Origin of the sequence: Paenibacillus sp. UNC217MF, assembly GCF_000686865.1 — a bacterium.
GTDB classification, from domain to species: Bacteria; Bacillota; Bacilli; order Paenibacillales; family Paenibacillaceae; genus Paenibacillus_B; species Paenibacillus_B suaedae.
The window spans coordinates 210,595-230,185 of record NZ_JMLT01000003.1 but is presented as its reverse complement, the minus strand read 5'-3'; the positions used below and the strand labels follow the sequence as shown (position 1 = coordinate 230,185).

24 protein-coding genes are annotated in these 19,591 nt (G+C 46.2%); 22 read left to right on the top strand and 2 right to left on the bottom strand.

Annotated features, from left to right (window positions below):
* Positions 1-8 precede the first annotated feature (8 nt).
* The 16 genes from BP95_RS0101165 (at position 9) to coaD (ending at position 11,657) form a co-directional block, all read left to right on the top strand.
* Positions 9-257 (top strand): DUF3951 domain-containing protein, encoded by a 249-nt coding sequence (locus BP95_RS0101165; RefSeq protein ID WP_021256622.1) that lies wholly within the window; start codon positions 9-11, stop codon positions 255-257.
* 133 nt (positions 258-390) lie between these two features.
* Complete coding sequence (locus BP95_RS0101160; protein ID WP_021256621.1) at positions 391-750, top strand: hypothetical protein; 360 nt, start codon at positions 391-393, stop codon at positions 748-750.
* A gap of 203 nt (positions 751-953) precedes the next feature.
* On the top strand, positions 954-1,439 hold the full coding sequence (locus tag BP95_RS0101155; RefSeq protein ID WP_036592496.1) for a cation:proton antiporter regulatory subunit: 486 nt from the start codon (positions 954-956) through the stop codon (positions 1,437-1,439).
* Positions 1,440-1,458: 19 nt separating this feature from the next.
* Positions 1,459-2,709 carry a cation:proton antiporter gene (locus BP95_RS0101150; RefSeq protein ID WP_021256619.1) on the top strand — a complete coding sequence of 417 codons (1,251 nt, stop codon included), beginning with the start codon at positions 1,459-1,461 and terminating at the stop codon, positions 2,707-2,709.
* 94 nt (positions 2,710-2,803) lie between these two features.
* A complete protein-coding gene (locus BP95_RS0101145; protein WP_021256618.1) occupies positions 2,804-3,046 on the top strand; it encodes a hypothetical protein in 243 nt (80 codons plus the stop codon).
* 208 nt (positions 3,047-3,254) lie between these two features.
* Positions 3,255-4,178, top strand: a complete 924-nt coding sequence (locus BP95_RS0101140) for an endonuclease/exonuclease/phosphatase family protein (protein WP_021256617.1) — start codon at positions 3,255-3,257, stop codon at positions 4,176-4,178.
* 303 nt (positions 4,179-4,481) lie between these two features.
* Positions 4,482-4,952, top strand: a complete 471-nt coding sequence (locus BP95_RS29325) for a phage holin family protein (protein ID WP_021256616.1) — start codon at positions 4,482-4,484, stop codon at positions 4,950-4,952.
* Between the two features lie 416 nt (positions 4,953-5,368).
* Entirely contained in the window at positions 5,369-5,809 is a 441-nt protein-coding gene (locus tag BP95_RS0101125) for a DUF4183 domain-containing protein (protein ID WP_021256614.1), read from the top strand.
* Positions 5,810-6,159: 350 nt separating this feature from the next.
* Positions 6,160-6,444, top strand: a complete 285-nt coding sequence (locus BP95_RS0101120; RefSeq protein WP_021256613.1) for a DUF4183 domain-containing protein — start codon at positions 6,160-6,162, stop codon at positions 6,442-6,444.
* A 167-nt stretch (positions 6,445-6,611) separates the two neighbouring features.
* On the top strand, positions 6,612-6,896 hold the full coding sequence (locus tag BP95_RS0101115; RefSeq protein ID WP_021256612.1) for a DUF4183 domain-containing protein: 285 nt from the start codon (positions 6,612-6,614) through the stop codon (positions 6,894-6,896).
* Between the two features lie 943 nt (positions 6,897-7,839).
* On the top strand, positions 7,840-8,556 hold the full coding sequence (locus BP95_RS32845; protein WP_028531221.1) for a hypothetical protein: 717 nt from the start codon (positions 7,840-7,842) through the stop codon (positions 8,554-8,556).
* On the top strand, positions 8,537-9,031 hold the full coding sequence (locus tag BP95_RS0101100) for an accessory gene regulator B family protein (RefSeq protein ID WP_021256610.1): 495 nt from the start codon (positions 8,537-8,539) through the stop codon (positions 9,029-9,031). Before BP95_RS32845 ends, BP95_RS0101100 begins: the two co-directional genes overlap by 20 nt.
* The gene (locus BP95_RS34160) at positions 9,015-9,149 is read left to right on the top strand and encodes a hypothetical protein (protein ID WP_260612203.1); all 135 of its coding nucleotides are present in this window, start codon (positions 9,015-9,017) and stop codon (positions 9,147-9,149) included. The genes BP95_RS0101100 and BP95_RS34160 overlap by 17 nt, the downstream gene beginning before the upstream one ends.
* Positions 9,150-9,651: 502 nt before the next feature.
* Positions 9,652-10,236, top strand: a complete 585-nt coding sequence (locus tag BP95_RS0101090; protein WP_021256609.1) for an NAD(P)H-dependent oxidoreductase — start codon at positions 9,652-9,654, stop codon at positions 10,234-10,236.
* 239 nt (positions 10,237-10,475) lie between these two features.
* The gene (gene rsmD, locus BP95_RS0101085) at positions 10,476-11,066 is read left to right on the top strand and encodes a 16S rRNA (guanine(966)-N(2))-methyltransferase RsmD (RefSeq protein ID WP_028531219.1); all 591 of its coding nucleotides are present in this window, start codon (positions 10,476-10,478) and stop codon (positions 11,064-11,066) included.
* A gap of 75 nt (positions 11,067-11,141) precedes the next feature.
* Positions 11,142-11,657, top strand: coding sequence for a pantetheine-phosphate adenylyltransferase (gene coaD / locus BP95_RS0101080; protein ID WP_021256607.1), 516 nt, complete (start codon positions 11,142-11,144; stop codon positions 11,655-11,657).
* A 53-nt stretch (positions 11,658-11,710) separates the two neighbouring features.
* Here the strand turns inward: coaD and BP95_RS29320 are convergent, their stop codons facing one another.
* Entirely contained in the window at positions 11,711-12,979 is a 1,269-nt protein-coding gene (locus BP95_RS29320; RefSeq protein ID WP_021256606.1) for a nucleoside recognition domain-containing protein, read from the bottom strand.
* 127 nt (positions 12,980-13,106) lie between these two features.
* On the opposite strand from BP95_RS29320, the gene BP95_RS0101070 reads away from it, so the two are divergent.
* A complete protein-coding gene (locus BP95_RS0101070) occupies positions 13,107-14,180 on the top strand; it encodes a YlbL family protein (protein WP_021256605.1) in 1,074 nt (357 codons plus the stop codon).
* Between the two features lie 220 nt (positions 14,181-14,400).
* Here the strand turns inward: BP95_RS0101070 and BP95_RS0101065 are convergent, their stop codons facing one another.
* Positions 14,401-15,669, bottom strand: a complete 1,269-nt coding sequence (locus tag BP95_RS0101065; RefSeq protein ID WP_028531218.1) for a nucleotidyltransferase — start codon at positions 15,667-15,669, stop codon at positions 14,401-14,403.
* A 262-nt stretch (positions 15,670-15,931) separates the two neighbouring features.
* Between BP95_RS0101065 and BP95_RS0101060 the strand changes: the two genes are divergently transcribed.
* The 5 genes from BP95_RS0101060 to BP95_RS0101040 all read left to right on the top strand — a co-directional run bounded on the left by BP95_RS0101060 (position 15,932) and on the right by BP95_RS0101040 (position 19,536).
* Positions 15,932-16,447: a YceD family protein gene (locus BP95_RS0101060; RefSeq protein ID WP_021256603.1), complete on the top strand. Its 516-nt coding sequence runs from the start codon at positions 15,932-15,934 to the stop codon at positions 16,445-16,447.
* A gap of 48 nt (positions 16,448-16,495) precedes the next feature.
* Positions 16,496-16,669 (top strand): 50S ribosomal protein L32, encoded by a 174-nt coding sequence (gene rpmF / locus BP95_RS0101055; RefSeq protein WP_019424932.1) that lies wholly within the window; start codon positions 16,496-16,498, stop codon positions 16,667-16,669.
* 267 nt (positions 16,670-16,936) lie between these two features.
* Positions 16,937-17,557: a transcription factor FapR gene (gene fapR / locus BP95_RS0101050; RefSeq protein WP_028531217.1), complete on the top strand. Its 621-nt coding sequence runs from the start codon at positions 16,937-16,939 to the stop codon at positions 17,555-17,557.
* Positions 17,541-18,539 carry a phosphate acyltransferase PlsX gene (gene plsX, locus BP95_RS0101045; RefSeq protein WP_021256601.1) on the top strand — a complete coding sequence of 333 codons (999 nt, stop codon included), beginning with the start codon at positions 17,541-17,543 and terminating at the stop codon, positions 18,537-18,539. The genes fapR and plsX overlap by 17 nt, the downstream gene beginning before the upstream one ends.
* A 10-nt stretch (positions 18,540-18,549) precedes the next feature.
* Entirely contained in the window at positions 18,550-19,536 is a 987-nt protein-coding gene (locus tag BP95_RS0101040; RefSeq protein ID WP_021256600.1) for a beta-ketoacyl-ACP synthase III, read from the top strand.
* The last annotated feature ends 55 nt before the right edge of the window (positions 19,537-19,591 follow it).

Genomic DNA, 19,591 nt, shown 5'->3' with positions numbered 1-19,591 from the left:
AGGATGCAATGATCTATTTCACAGTTATGACCGGCATGTTTAGTTTATTTCTGATGATGATCGTAGGATGGGTTGGTTACAAGCAATTCGTGAAGCGGGAGCCGGTCGAGGTTCATTATACGCCCTTCGATTATATTACAGCGCAATCGAGCGTGGAATTTCATGATGAGAAGGAAGATCATGAAGTACAGGACGGTCATGGTGATGATAAGGATCCACAATCATCTGGCGCAATGTCGACTCGAGCGTCGAAGTGAACCATTGCAGTTGAGCGGAATCGCTTTCATCCAGAGAATGGATATTCGATCTTTCTTGCTTGATACAGATCTGCATGATAATCTTTATTTCTAATAAAAAAATGTACGATTAACTAACGACAGGGGGTGCGATATGACAAGATTGAGTGTGCAGTGGGAGAAAAACAGCATACTTGGTGTTGTGTGTGTTGCCCTCCTGCTTTTGTGTTCGGTATTTTCCACGTTTATGGTCGAGGAAGATCGCGTCAACTGGAACAATCCTTCCAAGCTGACGAAGTCTTTTCATGAGCAGCAGTTTATACCGGTTTCACGGCATACCTCTGCCATGAAGCAGCTATTTGTGAAGAAGATTGTAGTGATGTTTATTCTCTTCTTCAAGGAATTCACCTTTAGTATGCCCCCTGTTATTAGGTATCTACACAGCTGTTTCTTCGTTATACGGAAGCGTTTATTTCTCATGCCTATCAAATTCACCTCTACGTTCGTAGTGTAAATCTCTTACATTCATTCACAAGACTGTGCTTGAAATTGAATAAGGAATAGCAGTGCAAGATGTTCTCTATGGCATTAAAAATCGTTATTTACATGGATTATTTTGTGCTGCAAGAAAGATGTATTTGACATGTATATAAAGTTCCTTATTTCACAATGTGAGAAAAATAAACCTATGGACGGTTGGAGGGATTTCATTTGAATATGAAAGAAACAGAATTGCCAGGAATCGGTCGTAAATATCAGTTGGAAGCTCGCAATGGAGATCAATTGGTCATCATAGTGCATGATGATGGACGTCGGGAGATGTATCATTTTGATCAGCAGGATCAAGAAGAGAGTATTTCGATGGTGACATTGGATGATGACGAGGCGCGCGCAGTTGCTGCTATCGTTGGTGGGCTTATCTATAAGCCGAAGGCACTCGAGACGGTCAATGTTGCCTTGGATGACCTCATGATTGAATGGTACAAGGTGGAGACTCATGCAGCCTGCGTTGGCAAGAGCATCGGAGAAATTAAAGTACGCGAAACGACAGGGGCAACGATTATAGCGATTCTTGAAAAGGATAAGAAAATAATCAATCCAGGACCTGATGTCGTGTTATCTGCTCATACAACGCTTGTCGTTGCAGGGGAAAGACAACATATTAAGCTGCTTAAGCCTTGGCTGTTAAGTGGAAGCGAATAAGCAGAAAACGGGGTGAACTATGGATACGATTATTTTCGAGGTTGGATTAGCTATTGCTTTAATTGGACTAGTGGGCGTTATTGCAACGAAGCTTCGCTTCTCTGTCATTCCTTTCTATATTCTAATCGGGATGGCGGTTGGGCCGCACGCGCCGCATTTTTGGATATTTGACTTCCGTTTCATTGAGAGTTCAGTCTTTATTGATTTTATGGGTCGTATTGGGGTACTGTTCCTGTTGTTCTACTTGGGGCTGGAATTCTCCGTAGGACGCTTGCTCAAATCAGGGAAATCCATCGTGGTTGGAGGAATTTCCTATATTGCGATTAACTTCGTCTCCGGCTTGTTGATAGGTTGGCTGATGGGAATGCCACTTGCGGAGACACTGGTCATTTGCGGGATTATGACAAGTTCATCAACCGCGATAGTAGCGAAAGTATTGGTCGATTTAAAACGGACGGCGAATCCGGAAACTGAAGTGATTATGGGCATGATTATGTTTGACGATTTATTCATCGCCATTCATATGTCCATTTTGTCCGGTCTTGTACTTAGCGGGGGCGCATCCCTCGGAACGGTACTGATGACAACAGGATCTGCACTTGTATTCATTTTGTTATTCATTATTTTGGGCCGCAAGGCGATGCCGTTCATTGATCGAATCTTGAACGGGAAATCATCAGAACTGTTCCTTATTTTGGTGATGGCAACACTGTTCCTCGTAGCTGGATTTTCGGAAACACTGCATGTGGCAGAGGCGATTGGAGCTCTATTAGTAGGACTTGTACTTGCTGATTCCCAGCATGTGAAGCGGATTGAACATTATGTGATCAACTTCCGTGATTTCTTTGGGGCTGTGTTCTTCTTCAGCTTCGGCTTAACGATTGACCCGATGACATTAGGGGGAGCAGTTGGTATGGCGATTGTCGCCGTGATCTTGACAATAATCGGGAATGTCATCGCAGGGATGCTGGCAGGTCGCGCAGCAGGCTTATCGAGCCGTGCTTCCATTAACATTGGTTTCACATTGGCCTCAAGAGGAGAGTTCTCCATTATTATGGCGAATATCGGCAAGGCTGGAGGGCTGCTACCGGTTGTCCAATCTTTTGCCGTGCTATATGTATTGTTGCTGGCGATCTTAGGTCCGCTCTTAACGAAGGAGTCCAAGCGCATATACAACCTGGTCGATAAGGGGATTCAAGGGAGTAAATCGCTATTCGGGAAGAAGCGAGTTCGTGGCAAGGAACAGAGCACGAACTCAGATGGTGTATAGTTGGATGGCTCATCTTTAAAAATCGGGTACGTTTTGAGAAAAATAGGTTATATTATATATTGTAAGGCATACCCATTCAAGGGAGGGATAGCGTATGAATATCACTATCGATCTCACGCAGATTGGGAGCGCTTATGAACACAAGGATTGGAAACGGGTGGATACAATCTATAGACATGCAAGGGAACGCATGATGGCGGGCGATACTGTCATCTTGCAGCGAGACGTACCTAACCGTGCTCCTATTGCAGTACGAACCTTCGAACAGCTGGATGAGCTGGAAGAATGGATTCGCCATATGGAGGACGAGTACTGTCTAGCAGAACCCTATGCGTAATGGAACATTCCATCTATGATGGTTACGAATTTGAGCCGCTGAGCATTCAGCGGCTTTTGTTTTTCTCTTAGAGGACTAGAAGGGGAATCGAGCGTTATGGAGAATGTCAGTGATAGAACGATACATTTTGTCATGTTCATCCGTAGCGGTTCATACACGTTATGAGAGTTCGTAACCTGGGTTACTGGGTTGGGGAGGGAGTTATGTGATGAGGAACAGGCGGGATACGTTTGTTCAAGAAATGGAGAGCGGACGTAACCTAAAGGTAATGACATTCAATATCTGGAGAGGCAGTACTTCGATTGTTCAGGTTGCGGAAGCCATTCGAACCGCAGAAGCGGATGTGATCGGCATACAAGAAGCAGATGGACAGCTTCCTGCGCTCGCTCGCAAGCTGAACTTTTACTATGATGAGGGGCACAGTATTTTGAGCCGGTATCCACTTCATCAATCGGCGCATAAGGAGTTCATTTGGGTAGAGGTTGCGCCGGACGAGGTGGCTGCCATGAGCAATGTTCACCTGTGCCACGAGCCGTATGGACCCTATGACATACGGGATGGGCTGAATGCTGCAGCTGCGGTGGCGAACGAGAACCGAATTCATATGCAGGAGATGAACAGTCGGTTCCATCTGCTCGGACAATTGGCAAGTCAAGGCGTTCCCGTGTTTCTCACAGGCGATTTCAATGCTCCATCCCATCTGGATTGGACAGATGAAGCGAAGAGCATGCACTTTGGCGTAGCTGTCGAATGGTCGGTATCCATACGATTGGAGCAGCTACAGTTTCGAGATTCCTATCGGGAAGTGCACTCGGATCCGCTCACGAAGCCGGCCGTGACTTGGACGCCAGGAGGGAATGGACATATTGAACCGGATGAAGTCCATGATCGAATTGATTTTGTCTATGCGGGAGGGCCGTCTGCTACGATTGACAGCTGTATTGTAGGCGAGAGAGGTCCCTATACTGATATTGCGATTACGCCATGGCCGTCTGATCATCGGGCAGTTGTCTCTACCTTCGAACTCATTCCTGCAAGGATTTCGATGGATCTTGGATCATCCATTCAAGTGAGCCATGAACGGATAGTCCAAGGTAAAGGGACAATTGAAGCGAGCCGGAATATTGAATAAGGAATAGGGGCATAGGGATACGGTACTCCGTGGGGTACCGTATTTTGCTGTTGATCAAGTGCAGGGGGAAGCGGAGGTTAGGCCATTATTTGACTGAGTGCAAATCTTTCATTCTAGTAAATCAAAATCATCCTGACCATTGTTGTGCAATGAAAGCGAGTTAGGAGGCTTGCCTTTGTCGGGCAACGAGCATGCTGCATAACATATAGTCAGGGTCTGCGAGTGCTTCGTCAATACTCTAGCAGAGGCATTGAAAGTGCTAGATACAGGCCAAAGTGTATACGACTGCAGAGGAGGGCAAGCATGGACCGATTCAATCTTCTACTCAAAACGGGTGCTGCAGCTGTTGGAGGGACGTTTTCGTTTGTATTTGGAGGATGGCCTGCGTTAGTTCAGGTTCTGTTAACGATGGTAATATTAGATTATGTGACAGGGATGTTAGCTTCCGCTGTTGAAGGGAAATTGTTGAGTCGGGTCGGTCTTATCGGGATAGCGCGCAAAGTATTCATTTTCTTCATTATTGCACTCGCTCATCAGATCGATATCGCGTTTGACAGCAAAGAGATGATTCGAGATGCGACAACCTATTTTTATATGGCTAATGAAGTGCTTTCGATTGTTGAGAATGGAGGCCGACTCGGTGTGCCAGTCCCAAATGTAATCAAAAAGGCGATCTTTGTATTGAAGGATAAAAGTAACGATCGAGACGACAGTCAGAAGGGGGATAAGCGAGACAATCAGCAGGAGAAAGATGACAACTCCCCTCAAATCTAAGCTGTTGTTCAAAAAGGACGAGCCTTGAACGCGATGCCGCGGTGGAAGGAAGGAGTGGCCTTGGACAGCTAGTATGTTTGATGCTGGAATGAGAGGCACTCCTTATTCTATCCGTGAACGTGAACTGATCTCGAAGGAAGGCTGTCTTTGTGGAAAATATGTTGCTTCTACATAAATTTCAGGTAAGGCCGGTCAGAGACCGGATGATGGTTATCAAGTTGCTTGTTTTTCGGCTGAATATTGCGGAACACGATGACGAAGGGCTGTTTCAGAGCATTGTTATTGGCTCTTGTGCAGCCTTTTTTTGCGGATTTGATTATGAAATGTACATATGCCCTAAGCAGGCTAAAAGGATATGAATATCATAAGCATTATCAAAGCACGACATAAATTTGGGTAAGGGGACAGGTGGATATATGAACGGTGATAATGTGATTCGCATAACGTCGAAACCTTGGAGTAGTAAGCTGAAATTCGAATATGCCCAGGCGAGTGGGCTGACGTCCGGAAGCATATGGCCACCCCCTGGGTGCGCGCTAATATTTCCTGTTCCACCGGTACCGCCGACTCCACCGGAGACGGGCAAAGTGCTGAGGGTAGAAACGTTCCAATTCATTACAAGAAGCGACGGGGTAAAATCCACGTACACGAACGAGAATGCGCTGCCGCAATACGGAAGCTCGGACATACTGGATCCGGCAACTGTATCCTACACGAACTTGTTCATCAACGGCGTTCTTCAGCCGCTTATTGTGTACAAGGTGTCGGCTGGGGCATTAACCATTGATGAGGTGCCAGTGGACGGCGTTCCTATAACGCTTCAGTTCATACGAATTTTTCATGCGGAAATGGGGTGATTCGGATTAGGGATCAAACAAACTTAAGAAAGCGGGGAACAGATCATGAGGGGCCAATTAGTCGCTTGTTTCCTGTATGTGGGATATAATTTCGATCCGCAATCTTACAACAGGAGGTGAAAAAATAGGATACATAGATATTACCTTAAGTCGAGAAAGACCTTTAACCAAAGAAGGTATACTTTCTCTTTCTCCAAGATTGTTGGAGGAAAGAAAACACGAAAATTTTGCAAGCATGCTTATTTTTGGAAAAGATCAAATTGTAACTTGAGCGTTCACCATGTCATGTACACAATCAGTACCTCTAGGATAAGCATTAGATAAGGTATCCCAAAAGAGGAGTGAAATAAATGGCAATTATTAAACCGTTTCTGGCAGGCAGGAAATTCAGTTCGACCATCGGAGCAGGCACGGGAACAGGTGCTGCGTTTACGATTGCGGCCACAGCATTTACAAATGATACTGGTGCTGCAGCAACTTCATTTCCAGCCTCATTTGCCTACTATGACCTTTATATCAATGGGATTCTCCAAATGGGAGATACGTCTATAGTTACGACAACATCAATAACAATCCCTGGCGGCGATGCGCTTGATCCTGCCACGCCGCTCATCGTTGAGTTTATTGTGAATTAACCAAGAACGATTGTTTCATATGCTGATCATAGACTGTTCTGGTTATATTCCAGAGCAGTTTTTATGTTGGTTTTTAAATGTGTTTTTTCTTTAAGACAACTGCAAGGTTCAATACTTGTCCCACTTGCATCTAATATAGCATCCCTTAAGAAAAGGAGGAGAAAATAATGCCTATTACTCAACCATTTGTAGCAAGTCGGAAATTTGCAGCTACGATTGGAGTCGGGACTGGAACTGGCGCCACATTCGCTGTTGCCGCAACAGCTTTTACGAATGACGCTGGTGCTGCAGCAACAGCATTCCCAGGTTTATTCGCTTATTATATTCTCTATATTAATGGCACTATCCAGACAGCAGATACGTCGACAGTAACGACAACAACGATAACGATTCCTGGAGGAGATGCGCTTGACCCTGCTACCCCAATCCTCGTCGAATTTGTCGTAACGTAATGCCGATATATAAATAGTGTGTGTGTTTAAATATCAAGTTGATCCAAGGCAAGCCTTGGATCAACTTTTTTTCAAGACGCATCATAAGTTCCATACATAAGGGTTTCTGACAAATTAAAACGGGTGCCCTATTGCTAGGACACCTCATGGGAAATGTGGAAATGGATAAACGGTATTAAACGGTCATGATGGATAAACACTTATAGAATAAGGGAAGCGCACTGTTGGTAATGGACTAAAAAAGACGAAAAAATGTAATGATTAGTACAATTAGTCCCCAAATTTCAAGTTTAGTCCCCATCGCCACTGAATAATACATCATCAAAAATGGAAGTTGTCTTTCGATCCACTGATTCGAAAATATGCCCATAGACGTCCATGGTTGTTCCTATTTTAGAATGGCCCGATCGATTAGATATCGTTTTAGCATGAGCACCTTCTCCGATCGATGAATAAGAGTGGGAGCTGATCGGCAGCAGGCTGCAGGAATCTATGCAGGAGCAAACTGTTTTAACTATGGAGATCTACGACCCATTCGAGAGTTGTATGCTTACAGGTATTGTGTTAAGTGTAGACTCACTTGGTAAACGCGTTAGGTTGCTAACTCGATGGGGAAAGGCAATGGGTGAGTGTGGACGACATTTTAAATGTTCAATAACTTAGGTGAATCCCCAAGCTAGTCGAATTCCTTTCATGTAGGTTTTTCATTGGGTATACTGGATAAAAAGGAAGGTGGTCAAATGAAGGTGCTTGGGATTCCAGTAGATGGTGTAAAGACCGGCGAGAATGATCCTTATGTCGAACTCGATGTAAAAGATAATGATTGATCAAAGCTCTAGGTCATCTAGGGCTTTTTTTGTTGGTTCATAATGTCAATTAACATTACCATACTCTCAGATACTGTCTTATAATAATCTTATATAACTATAAAGGGTGGTGCAAAGTGAGTCAGTCTTTAACTTACATATTATTTAGTATCCTCGATGCTGCAGTTGTTAATGCTTTGATCCTAAAGATATATAAGCAGCCTTTATTAAGGTACAAGTATAAAATACTTGTATTATCCGTAGCATTAGTAATATGTTCATTTTTAATGAGGACTGTAATTAATTTACCTGCTTTGGATTTGCCCTTGCAATATATCATATTTGTAATGTTTTACTATTCCGTGTTGGAATACAGGCTGCATTATGCAGCATTTATTATCGGATCAGGATTATCGGCATACATATCGATCCAAATGATTGTATACTACTGTTTGGCCGCCATAGGGATAGCTGATAAATCAGTAATATTTGTTTATACGGGGTTCCCTGTTAACGCTATTCAATTATGTTCTATTGTTGTTGGTGCGGCCATTGCCTTATTCCTATGGATGACGGGAAGAGGATTTTCATTCATCATCGTGCCGCCTCATGATACATTCAGAATTAAGTATTCAGAGTATAGTCATCGAATTGTTGTTATTTCGGGAATGATATCGGCAGTAACGATATTCTTGACTTTATTAATAATCCTGTCTCAGAATTACATATTGCTCATGATACTTTCATTAGCAAGCTTTGGCATTGCTTACTATTACTCGGATCGGGGAGATTACGAAAGTGTTAGAGGCGATATCGAGAAGCATTGCAATAAAATTGAAGAAGAACAACCCTGAGAGTGATGTTGATGTAGAGGTTTTAGAATATGGAATTGCAATGAAATTAAATAAATATGGAGTAATCTTGATTACAGTTACTTTAGGGACTATCTTCGGACATCTATATGAATCTATACTAGCATTAGTGGCATTAGCTGCTAGTAGAAGGTTTTCTGGAGGGGCACATTTTTCTTCACTAACTGCATGTATGATCATATCCTCATTGTTTTGTGTGATAACGCCTATGATACTCCTATCGAAAACGACTGCTGTTGTTTTGACTTTGGTATCCGTTTGTATCTATTATTTTCGAGCCCCAAATTGGTTTGAGGATCTTACTGTCCAGAAAAATGATATACTGTATAAGTACATAGCAATGTTGATAGCAAGTGGTAACTTAATTCTGCAATCTAGTGTTATAGCGATTGTTCTCTTTGTACAAGCCTTAACATTACTACCGAAAGGAGGTGTCAAGGATGAAAAAGAACATTGAAATGTTTCTCATGAAACGATTGGAGAAAAGTGCTGAAAAAGAAGCGAAAAAAGCAAAGATCGTTTTCGGTGCTAAGAAACTCCCTACAGCTTTGAAGAACGTAAAGCATGAGAATTAAAATGGTACTCTGAAAAGTTCATCATATCCAGCAATATAATGCTTTAGCAGCCGTATACATCACTTCAGTGAAATTAGTGAGCGGTTAAGAGCATAGTTGGATATTGCTTGGACAGAGTATCCCGCTTTTGGCTAAGTCCCCATTAAGTCCTCACACCAAGATAATCTCGCTGAATAAATCAACATGTAAAGAACGTTTGAAATCTTAATGTAATAAGGGTTTGGAGTAAATTAAAACGGGTGCCCTATTGCTAGGACACCCTCATGGGAGAGGAGAAACCGGACGAAGAGCTTATGGGGAAACGTAAGTCTTCTCCGCGGTTGTCTACGACATTCGATGATGTCGATACTTTAATGATTGCCCGATTGGGCAGAAATATACATGTCGAAAAAAAATTGTAGGGCTCGATAAATGATGCCGCTTTCTCACATCCTATAACCAAAATGGACATGCCCGGCTGTATAAGCAGGGTTGATGGTCACATAGGTAGGAGGAGATCGAGTTGAGGCATCTGATTATATACGCACATCCCAATCCGAACAGCTTCAATCATGCCATTATGGAAATGGTACAAGCTGAATTGGAGGATCAGGGACATGCCGCATTGGTTCGCAACTTGTATGAAATGGAGTTCAATCCGGTGCTGTCGGCTAAAGACTTCGAATTGTTCGGACAGCATGAGCTGCCCCCTGATATTGAGGAGGAGCAGGGTCATATTACGTGGGCAGATCATATCATCATGATTTATCCAATCTGGTGGGCAAGTATGCCTGCCATTATGAAGGGGTACATCGACCGTGTGTTTTCGTATGGCTTCGCCTACAAATATGGTGCTGACGGCATAGAGAAGCTGCTGTTAGGGAAGTCGGCGCTGCTCTTGTCCACACATGGCAACACACATGAGCAATATGAGCAGAGCGGCATGTATGAGGCCATGCAGAAGACGACAGATAGCGGCATTTTTGAATTTGTCGGCATGAAAGTGCTTGTACATCGGTTCTTTGCCTCCGTGACGACAATTGACGATGAAGCGCGCAAGCAGATGCTTGTTAGTGTGAAGGAACTGCTGCAGAAGCTGCATCGCTAAGTTGACGTTGATAGATAAGGCTTCTTATCGGGAACCCTAATTTCCGGATAAGGAGCTTTTCTTTTTATAGAGGGATTGTGTGATGAAGAAGCTAACTCTGAATGAGGACACGTTTTCCTTTTTCAAATTAGGAGAAAATGTGATACGATAAACGTCGAAATACATGAAGTTTACCGTTACATACCATCATGATTATACGGATAAGCTGCGCTGAGGCGCATAAGAATGGGTGGAGTGAATTGAGAGTTATTTCAGGAACAGCAAGAGGTCGCTCGTTGAAGCCGGTACCCGGCATGGGGACGCGGCCGACGACAGATAAAGTCAAGGAAGCCTTGTTCAGCATGATCGGGCCGTATTTTGATGGCGGCTGTGTGCTGGATCTGTTCGCAGGAACAGGTGGACTTGGCATCGAGGCGCTAAGCCGTGGTGCGGAACAAGCGATATTCGTGGACAAGGATCCCAAGGCTGTCGAAGTTGTGAAGCACAACGTTCAGGCGGCAGGGGTCGCGGAGCAGAGTGAAGTATACCGCAATGATGCCAAGCGGGCGATTAAGGCATTAACGAAGCGTGATATTTCATTTGAACTTATTTTTCTTGATCCGCCATATCGATTGAAGGATGCGGACGAACTGCTGGAAGGCATGTGGAATGACGGGTTAATCTCGGAGGATGCGACGATTGTCGTTGAGCATGACTCGAAGCATGAATATCCCGAAGAGATCGGTCCTCTCTACGTATGGAAGAAAACAGAGTACGGAGAAATTGGAATTACGGTATATCGGGTCAAGGAACAGACAGAGAAGGAAGCTGAGCTTGAACAGAACGCATAAGCTTCTAACCATATGAGGAAATGAAACGCGCAGAAGAATTTAATCTGCTGTAGGGCATAAGGAGGATCCATTGTCATGACGGAACATACAGAGCAAGTGCATGAGCCGCGCATTGCGGTGTATCCGGGAAGCTTCGATCCGGTTACACTTGGGCATCTTGATATTATACAACGAGCGGCTAAGCAATTTGATAAGCTCATCGTAGCGGTGTTGAACAATTTGTCGAAGCAGCCAACGTTCAGTGTAGAGGAACGGAAGGAGCTTCTTGGGCAGATTACTCAGCATATCCCGAATGTGGAAATTGACAGTTTCCGTGATTTGCTGGTCAATTATATGGAGCAGAAGCAGGGCCATGTGATCGTGCGCGGAATTCGCTCTGTCACCGACTTCGAATATGAGCTGCAGATGGCTTCCACGAATCAGAAGCTTAACCCACGAGTGGAGACGATATTCATGATGACGAATCCGAAATATTCCTATCTGAGCTCAAGCATGGTCAAGGAAATTGCGAAATTCAATGGTGACGTCAGCGAATTGGTGGCACCTGAAGTAGAATTGGCACTGCGTGATAAATACAAAGATACGAAGTAAGCAGCAGGTCCATGTCGCCAGTATGAATCAACGGTCGATATGGACTTTTTTGTTTAGCCTCGGGTGAACAGCCGTCCAACGGTTTGTGCCAGTATGAATAAAGTGAATAGGAATAGACAGGCTACGGGAATGAGCATGGAAGCTTGAGCCCATATTGGCAAATGACTAATGAAAGTCAATAACGGAAGCAGGCTGCTTGATTCCGCGATCACAGGCGCATCATAGGCATTGGATGGGTTGGTTGCTAGCGTACATAATGCTGACATTGCTGAATCTGATGATTGGAGCAGGGAATGAAGTGGCGACCATAGCATATAAGTAAGCAGAAATGCACATAAGGCATGAAGCAGACGGGATAGTATAAAATGGCCGAAGCGTAGATCCGTCGTCTTCATAATGCTGTGAACTTGAAGAAGAGCACTGATGCCGCTCCAGGCAATAACGGAACTGAGCAGCGCTGCTTGAAATACAGGAGATGAGAACGCTGCTGAACCGAGCGTATATGCCGCTAAATTTACTTCAAGCAATCCGTTCAAGATATATTTGCCAAGCTCCTGCGGAATTGCGATGCGCAGCACTTGAATGATAACGGAGAATATCATCATATAGCCGCCGACCATCATTAAGGTTTGGACAGCTGAAGTAACGGACTCGCCCAGCATTCTGCCGAAGGGACGGCCATCCTGACGATGGGCGCCCTCCATCTGCCCAATGATCCGTTGGTAGAATTTCTGGTGAGATTTCGATAGTGAAGCAGATGTGCGTAATGGTTGCGACTCAGGGCGCATGCGGTGAATGAACCGCATTAGAAGTGTAGTTAGGATAGAGGAAGCCCAGTGAATAATGGCGATGATTAGCCCAAGCTCAGGCTTCTGCATAAACCCAACACCTACGACTGCTATAATAAAAAGGGGACTGCTCGTATGGGACAGACAGAGCAGCCGCTCAGCTTCCTGACGAGATAGAACCTGTTGATTGCGCAGTTGGGCAACAGCCTTGGCTCCTGCTGGATAGCCGGCCGTCCAGCCGACCGCCCACGCCCAGCCGCCAACTCCAGGCAGACGGAACAACAAACGCATAAGGGGGTCCAACAAGGAACCAAGTCCATGGACGAATCCATAAGCATAGAGCATTTCAGACAATACTAAGAACGGCAGCAATGCCGGGAATATAATGTTCCACCATATTTTCAAGCCTTGAAGTGATGCTTGGAATGCTTGATCCGGATACGATACAATGCAAATAACGAGAAGAACTGCCATACTTCCCATCAACAGCGTCGTTAACGGGTGTTGGGATAGCGGCGTTCGAAATGAAAACATGATGTTCACCTCTTGCAACAGTATTGGAAGTAGGGTACTTCCACATATGTACGTACCAAAGACAGGCTTTAGACCAGTTTGTACAACGAAGCAGGGGCGAGCGGAAGCAGCAGGAGGGAATGCAATAATGGAAGAAGAAGCAGTACGTGACAGCCAAGGCTCGAAGCGTTGGCGATTAGGCAGTTGGAAATGGTTCTTTGCAGCACTCTTGTTCTTGTATGTGATGGTGTATATGCCAACACCATATGTGATATATACGCCGGGCAGTGCCGAGCAGGTGAAGCCAATGGTAAGTGTCCAAGCTGGAGACGACACAGAAGAAGGGACATTTATGCTTACCACGGTGCGCCGCACATATGCGAACCTTGCATTGCTATTATGGAAATCATTTGACCCGCATGCCGAGTTTGGGAAGAAGGCGGATTCCCTACAAGGAAGAAGCGAACAGGAATATGTGACTGAGCAATTGTTCAACATGAGTGATTCCCAGCTAGGCGCGGTACTGGCTGCCTATAACCAGTTGAAGATCCCGTACCAATTGAAATCCGAAGGCGTGTATGTTATTTACAACTACCCGAACCTTGCGCACAATGAGTTCGAGACCAATGATCGGATCATCGAAGTCGATGGTAAGCCGGTTAATGATTTCGAAGCATTACAAGCAGTTATGAAGGGCCGCAAAGCTGGAGAAACGGTGCAGGTCAAGGTTGAGCGTGACAAGAAAGAGAAGCTTGTAAAGGCGACATTGGTGGAACTGACGGATCCAAATAAGAAAGAGGAGAAGCGAGTTGGCTTTGGTCTTCGGTACGGACAACGCAAGGAAGCTATACCTGAGGATAAAGGAAAAACCATAACCTTCAAAGACAGTGACATTGGCGGTCCATCCGCTGGGCTTATGTTTACCTTGGAGCTGATAAACCGCTTAACCCCAGGAGACTTAACTGAAGGCTATCGGATAGCAGGAACAGGAACGATTGAACCTGGCGGGAATGTAGGTGTGATTGGTGGCATTCAATTTAAGGTTGTGGCTGCTGATCGTGAGAAGACGGCGCTATTCCTTGCTCCAGAAGGCAATTATGCGGAAGCGAAGGCGAAGCTCGAAACGATGAATACGAAAATGAAGCTGGTATCGGTACGTACAGTGGGCGATGCACTGAACGCAATTCAGAAGTTTGGCGCCGAGCAGAAGACTGCTCAGTAAACGTATAGAGTAAAGCGAAGGGCTCGTGGAATAAGTAGCGGCGAGCTTTAATAGCATGAAGCAAAGCTTGTCTGATCATGGAGTGGGCAACTATCGTGATGCAGATATGAGGGAATACAGGCTGATATATCTTCTCAATATGAAATAAGGGCTAGATAGACAAAAGATCGAGGTGGGGGACGAATGCTCCCATGCTCGATCTTTTGTGCTTATTCTTCCCTCAGTTTGATTGATGTCGCCGAGGTGACTCGTAATAGTCCCGATAAGCATCACGAGCATTCCAACGCTCAAAGGCGTTCGCATACAGCGATGTTGCTCGGATATCAGCTTCCAGACCGCAATAACCTCCGAGATTGAAGTTATCGCGATTCACGCTTAACACAATCGGCAGTTCTGCGCTTTGCTTCATTCGCTTCAGCAGGGCGCGTCCTGTGTCCGTGAACCCAAGAACTCTAATGTACCAGGGCCCTTTCTTCAAGCCATCGGATCCAAAATGGAATTTGTCATGGTGAAGCAAAATATGCGCGAGCATCCGCTGCAGCTTCGTTCGGGTATAGCGCTTCGTCTTGAGCTGCTCAAGCAGGGATTCCACGCGTTGTGCTGTCATTTGGCCGAGTGCCTGTTTCACCCGATACTCGAGCCCTTCCGTAACCTCTAGATGACGCGCAATGGATTCAGGGGACAACTGATGTAGTCGATATATCAGCTCACGCGTATAACAATCCCAGCACATTGGTGCTCTGCCGAAGCGATGCTCCTGCTCAAGAATACGCAGTGTGCTTGACGGCAAATATTGTGCGCATGTCTCGAGAGTGCCTTCTTCCGTCCATAATCGTCTAATGGCGGTTGCGCTCGCGATTGAGCCTTCTGGTGCTTCCGTATCATGGTAGCCGGCCTGAGTGCGAGCAATCGTGTGCGGTTTGATTGCGCTATTCAATCGGCGGAGCGCCATTACATAGTGCAGGCCAAGGGAATTGTTGGGCTGCGCCATCCAGTCTGCAGCCTCGGATGAAGAAGGGCTGGTGCGGCTTGCCGTCATTGCTTGTCCCGCTGCTGCGGCATAAGCAGCAGGGTAGGTTAAACCTGCCTTCAGATGCTCCTGCAGCTGATCTGTGAAGCCCGAAGGCTCGTTAACGAGGATATCTGCTGCACGTAAGAACGGTTCAACATCACCAAGCTCGCTGCCGAAGCAGAGAGCGTCAACTACGCCTGTCGCTTGCAGGGTGGCAACAGCGCCGTAGGCGAACCATTCCGCAGGCTGAACAGCGTAGGCCACAGGCAATTCGAGGACAAGGTCGACGCCATTTGCAAGTGCCATATCCGTTCGCGACCATTTATCGGTCAAGGCTGGTTCGCCACGCTGTAGGAAATGTCCGCTCATGACAGCGACCACTGCGTCGCAATTTGAAACTTTTTTCGATTGCTGGAGATGATATACATGACCGTTATGCATCGGATTGTATTCAACAACGATTCCGAGCGTTCTCATTCACGTCTCTTCCTTTCAGGCGCTGAATGCGGTAATATGGTATCTCAATAGTATCTATAGTAGATGCATTGAATGCTTATTGACGGATCTCTTTCCCAGACAATCCACGGGTATTGATAATCAAATCATACCATGATTGAATGGTTTTCCATAGGAAGGGGAATCGCGCTCCGGCTCTGGCAAACTGTCAAACGAATTTGGTTGACAAAGCATGACGTTAATCGCTATACTATAATTAATTTTGTTTGTTTGGAGTGATAGTATGGAATTTCGATTTCGAGACATAGTTGCTGGTAGAGGGGAAACGCAGATTGATACGGCATTTCGTGCCGATGAGGTAGCGCGTGAGCGCTCTGATGTTGCCATTTCTGAACCGGTTCATGTCGAACTGTCGGTAAAGGCGGAAGGTGATGGGTTCGCTCGAGCTCATGGCAAGCTGACTGCTAAGATGGAACTGCAATGCTCGCGTTGTTTAACATCGTTTACCGAGACGTACGTTATTCCGTTTGATGAGCAGTTCAAGCTGAAGGACTCTACTGATCTTCCCGCTGAAGGAGATGAGGAGGACGTCATTACGGTGGCGGACGACCTTGTCGACTTGAAGCCTTACGTGGAAGAGGCGCTCTTAATGAACTTGCCGTATGCGCCGCTATGCGACGAGGCGTGCAAGGGTTTGTGCCCGACTTGCGGCACGAACCGCAACGAACATCCATGCGGATGCTCGACTGAGCGAATCGACCCGAGACTGGCGGGGTTACAAGATTTCTTTAAGAAATAGAAAGCTGACAGTAGAAATAACACGTAACTTGGGTAAGGAGGTGTAAACATGGCAGTACCTCAAAGAAGAACGTCGAAAACACGTCGTGACAAGCGCCGTACGCACTTCAAATTGTCCGTGCCGGGCATGGTAAAATGCGAACAATGCGGTGAGTTGAAATTGGCGCACCATGTATGCAAAGTGTGCGGAACATACAAAGCTAGAGAGATTATCAAACAATAATCGGATATCTATGCAGGAAAAGTAGTACTTCGTGATCTCACGGGTGCTACTTTTTTTGTTCTCTCACCCTGGATAATATTAGGAGGGAAAGAGGGGGTATAAAAACTGGTGCTTTCCTTTAGACCCATTTTTATATATACTACTCTTAGTACCAGGTTCTAAATACCTTTTTTCAAATCGATGAAAATGATCTATGATATACATAAGGGTTGGACAGTCAGCTTATGCGGCAAGCCAAGCCTTTAGCATATTGGGCAAAGAGCAAAGGTGGTGCGGGACATCGAGCGTTTACCTAAGAGACAGCGTCAGCAGCAGCTGGCCGCAATCATTGAAGAGAATCCATTCGTGACTGATCAGGAATTAACCCGCAAGTTGAAGGTGAGTATCCAGACGATTCGGCTTGACCGGATGGAGCTCGGGATTCCTGAATTAAGGGAACGATTGAAGCTAATGGCAGAGCAATCCTACGATCAAGTAAGATCCTTGCCGCTACATGAAGTTATTGGTGATATTGTTGACCTGCAGCTGGATCGCAGCGGGATATCGATATTTGAAATCCGTGATGAACACGTCTTCTCAAGAACACATATCGCACGCGGTCATCATCTGTTCGCGCAAGCGAACTCGCTTGCGGTTGCGGTCATTAATGACGAGATTGCATTAACGTCATCAGCGGATATTCGCTTTCTTCGTTCCGTGAAGCTGGGAGAGAAGTGTATCGCGAAAGCGTATGTACGCTCAATTTCAGGCGAACGAAGCAAGGCGAAGGTGGAAGTGTTTAGTTATGTGGGAGAAGAAATGGTGTTCCAAGGGAACTTTGTCATTTATCGTTCGGCAGGAACGGTGATTAGCAGCGAAGGAGGAGAACTGCATGAGAATCGCCATTGATGCGATGGGTGGAGATCATGCGCCGAAGAGCAATGTAGAAGGTGCATTGGCGGCAGCCAAGGAATGGTCGGATGTTGAACTGCTGCTTGTGGGAGACGAAGCAAAGCTCACTCCGTATATGACCACTTCCCCATCGAATGTGCGCATCATTCATGCGCCAGATACAATTGAAGCGGATGACGAACCGGTTAAGGCAGTTCGTCGCAAGAAGGAAGCCTCGATGGTTGTTGCGGGACGTATGGTTCGTGAAGGTGAAGCGGATTGCATGATATCGGCAGGCAATACGGGAGCGTTGATGACGACAGGCCTTCTCATTGTAGGCCGTATGAATGGTGTGGAGCGGCCTGCACTGGCTCCAATGATCCCGACGATGGATGGCAGAGGCGTGCTAGCGCTGGACTTGGGTGCGAACATGGATGCCAAGCCTGAGCATCTTGCGCAGTATTCCTTGATGGGCAGTATTTATCGCGAGAAGGTACATGGCATGGCGAAGCCGCGCGTCGGACTGCTGAACGTAGGTACAGAGGCGATGAAGGGCAATGAATTGACGAAGCAGGTCTATCCGCTGCTCGCGGAGCTGCCGATTCAATTCGTAGGCAATGTCGAAGCCAGAGACGTATTGGAGAGTACTTGTGACGTACTCGTGTGCGATGGATTTGCTGGCAATGTCATGTTGAAGTCGCTGGAAGGAACGGCAAGCTCATTATTTGGCGTGTTGAAGCGGGAGTTCACGCGTACATGGTATACGAAGCTTGCGGCAGCGATGTTGATGCCAGCACTTAAGGGCTTGCGCAAGACGATGGATTACAAGGAACATGGCGGAGCTCCGCTGTTAGGCTTGAACGGACTTGTAATTAAGGCGCACGGCTCTTCAGATGCGCGAGCCGTTCATAATGCAGTTCGGCAAGCACGTTTAGCGCTGCAAAATGATTTGATTGAGACGATTTCTATGGGAGTCGGCGGAACTAACAGTGGGAAGTGAGTGATGCGTGATGAGCTTACGGTCAGTAGGAATTATTGGGACAGGTAAGTACGTACCCGAACGTGTGTTGACAAATGCGGACATGGAGAAAATGGTCGATACAAACGATGAGTGGATTGTATCACGAACGGGAATTAAGGAGCGCCGGATCGCGGCAGAGCATGAGGCAACCTCTGACTTGGCTTTTTATGCAGCGGAGAAGGCACTGGAAGCGGCGGGCATCTCAGCAGAAGAATTGGACTTGATTGTCGTAGCTACTGTTACACCAGATATGTCATTCCCGTCCACCGCTTGTCTTGTTCAGAAGCGGCTTGGGGCGACGAAAGCGGCAGCATTCGATTTGTCAGCAGCATGCTCTGGATTTGTATATGGACTTGCTAATGCAAGCAACTTTATTGCAATGGGCACATACAAGTACGCACTTGTAATCGGTGCAGAATGCTTGTCGCGCATTACGGATTACACGGATCGCAATACTTGCATCCTGTTCGGAGATGGTGCGGGTGCAGCGGTGCTTGGTCCAGTACCGGAAGGCCGAGGATTCCAATCCTTCGTGCTTGGCGCAGACGGCAATGGCGGTGAACTTCTGAAAATTGAAGCCGGTGGTTCGCGTATGCCTGCGTCGGCGGAGACGGTTGAAAACAAGCGCCATTATCTTTATATGAACGGTCGCGAAGTATTCAAGTTCGCTGTTCGCATTATGGGAAATGCGGCAGAAGAAGCGCTTGAGAAGGCAGGGAAGAAAAAGGAAGATGTTAGCTTGATGGTTCCACACCAGGCGAATACGCGGATTATCCATGCAGCTCTGGAGCGGCTGAACCTGTCGGAGGACAAATGCGTTATTAATTTGCCTTACTATGCGAATACGTCGGCAGCTTCCATCCCGCTTGCACTTGCAGAGGCTGCAGAGCAAGGCCGCATTCAAGAGGGAGACACGATCCTGCTCGTTGGCTTCGGCGGCGGCTTGACATGGGGAGCTTCGGTTATCGTTTGGTAGAGGGATGTCCTTCTCCGTGATTAAGGAAAGCACAGTTCTGATTTATACTCATTCA

Coding starts and splice junctions, on each gene's coding strand:
- BP95_RS0101165 (WP_021256622.1), top strand. CDS start 9: ATGATCTATTTCACAGTTATGACCGGCATGTTTAGTTTATTTCTGATG.
- plsX (WP_021256601.1), top strand. CDS start 17,541: ATGAGAATCGCCATTGATGCGATGGGTGGAGATCATGCGCCGAAGAGC.
- BP95_RS0101155 (WP_036592496.1), top strand. CDS start 954: ATGAAAGAAACAGAATTGCCAGGAATCGGTCGTAAATATCAGTTGGAA.
- BP95_RS0101115 (WP_021256612.1), top strand. CDS start 6,612: ATGCCTATTACTCAACCATTTGTAGCAAGTCGGAAATTTGCAGCTACG.
- BP95_RS0101060 (WP_021256603.1), top strand. CDS start 15,932: ATGGAATTTCGATTTCGAGACATAGTTGCTGGTAGAGGGGAAACGCAG.
- BP95_RS34160 (WP_260612203.1), top strand. CDS start 9,015: ATGAAAAAGAACATTGAAATGTTTCTCATGAAACGATTGGAGAAAAGT.
- BP95_RS0101125 (WP_021256614.1), top strand. CDS start 5,369: ATGAACGGTGATAATGTGATTCGCATAACGTCGAAACCTTGGAGTAGT.
- rpmF (WP_019424932.1), top strand. CDS start 16,496: ATGGCAGTACCTCAAAGAAGAACGTCGAAAACACGTCGTGACAAGCGC.
- BP95_RS0101160 (WP_021256621.1), top strand. CDS start 391: ATGACAAGATTGAGTGTGCAGTGGGAGAAAAACAGCATACTTGGTGTT.
- BP95_RS0101150 (WP_021256619.1), top strand. CDS start 1,459: ATGGATACGATTATTTTCGAGGTTGGATTAGCTATTGCTTTAATTGGA.
- BP95_RS0101065 (WP_028531218.1), bottom strand. CDS start 15,669: ATGAGAACGCTCGGAATCGTTGTTGAATACAATCCGATGCATAACGGT.
- BP95_RS0101145 (WP_021256618.1), top strand. CDS start 2,804: ATGAATATCACTATCGATCTCACGCAGATTGGGAGCGCTTATGAACAC.
- BP95_RS0101040 (WP_021256600.1), top strand. CDS start 18,550: ATGAGCTTACGGTCAGTAGGAATTATTGGGACAGGTAAGTACGTACCC.
- BP95_RS0101070 (WP_021256605.1), top strand. CDS start 13,107: ATGGAAGAAGAAGCAGTACGTGACAGCCAAGGCTCGAAGCGTTGGCGA.
- BP95_RS29325 (WP_021256616.1), top strand. CDS start 4,482: ATGGACCGATTCAATCTTCTACTCAAAACGGGTGCTGCAGCTGTTGGA.
- BP95_RS0101120 (WP_021256613.1), top strand. CDS start 6,160: ATGGCAATTATTAAACCGTTTCTGGCAGGCAGGAAATTCAGTTCGACC.
- coaD (WP_021256607.1), top strand. CDS start 11,142: ATGACGGAACATACAGAGCAAGTGCATGAGCCGCGCATTGCGGTGTAT.
- BP95_RS0101140 (WP_021256617.1), top strand. CDS start 3,255: ATGAGGAACAGGCGGGATACGTTTGTTCAAGAAATGGAGAGCGGACGT.
- BP95_RS29320 (WP_021256606.1), bottom strand. CDS start 12,979: ATGTTTTCATTTCGAACGCCGCTATCCCAACACCCGTTAACGACGCTG.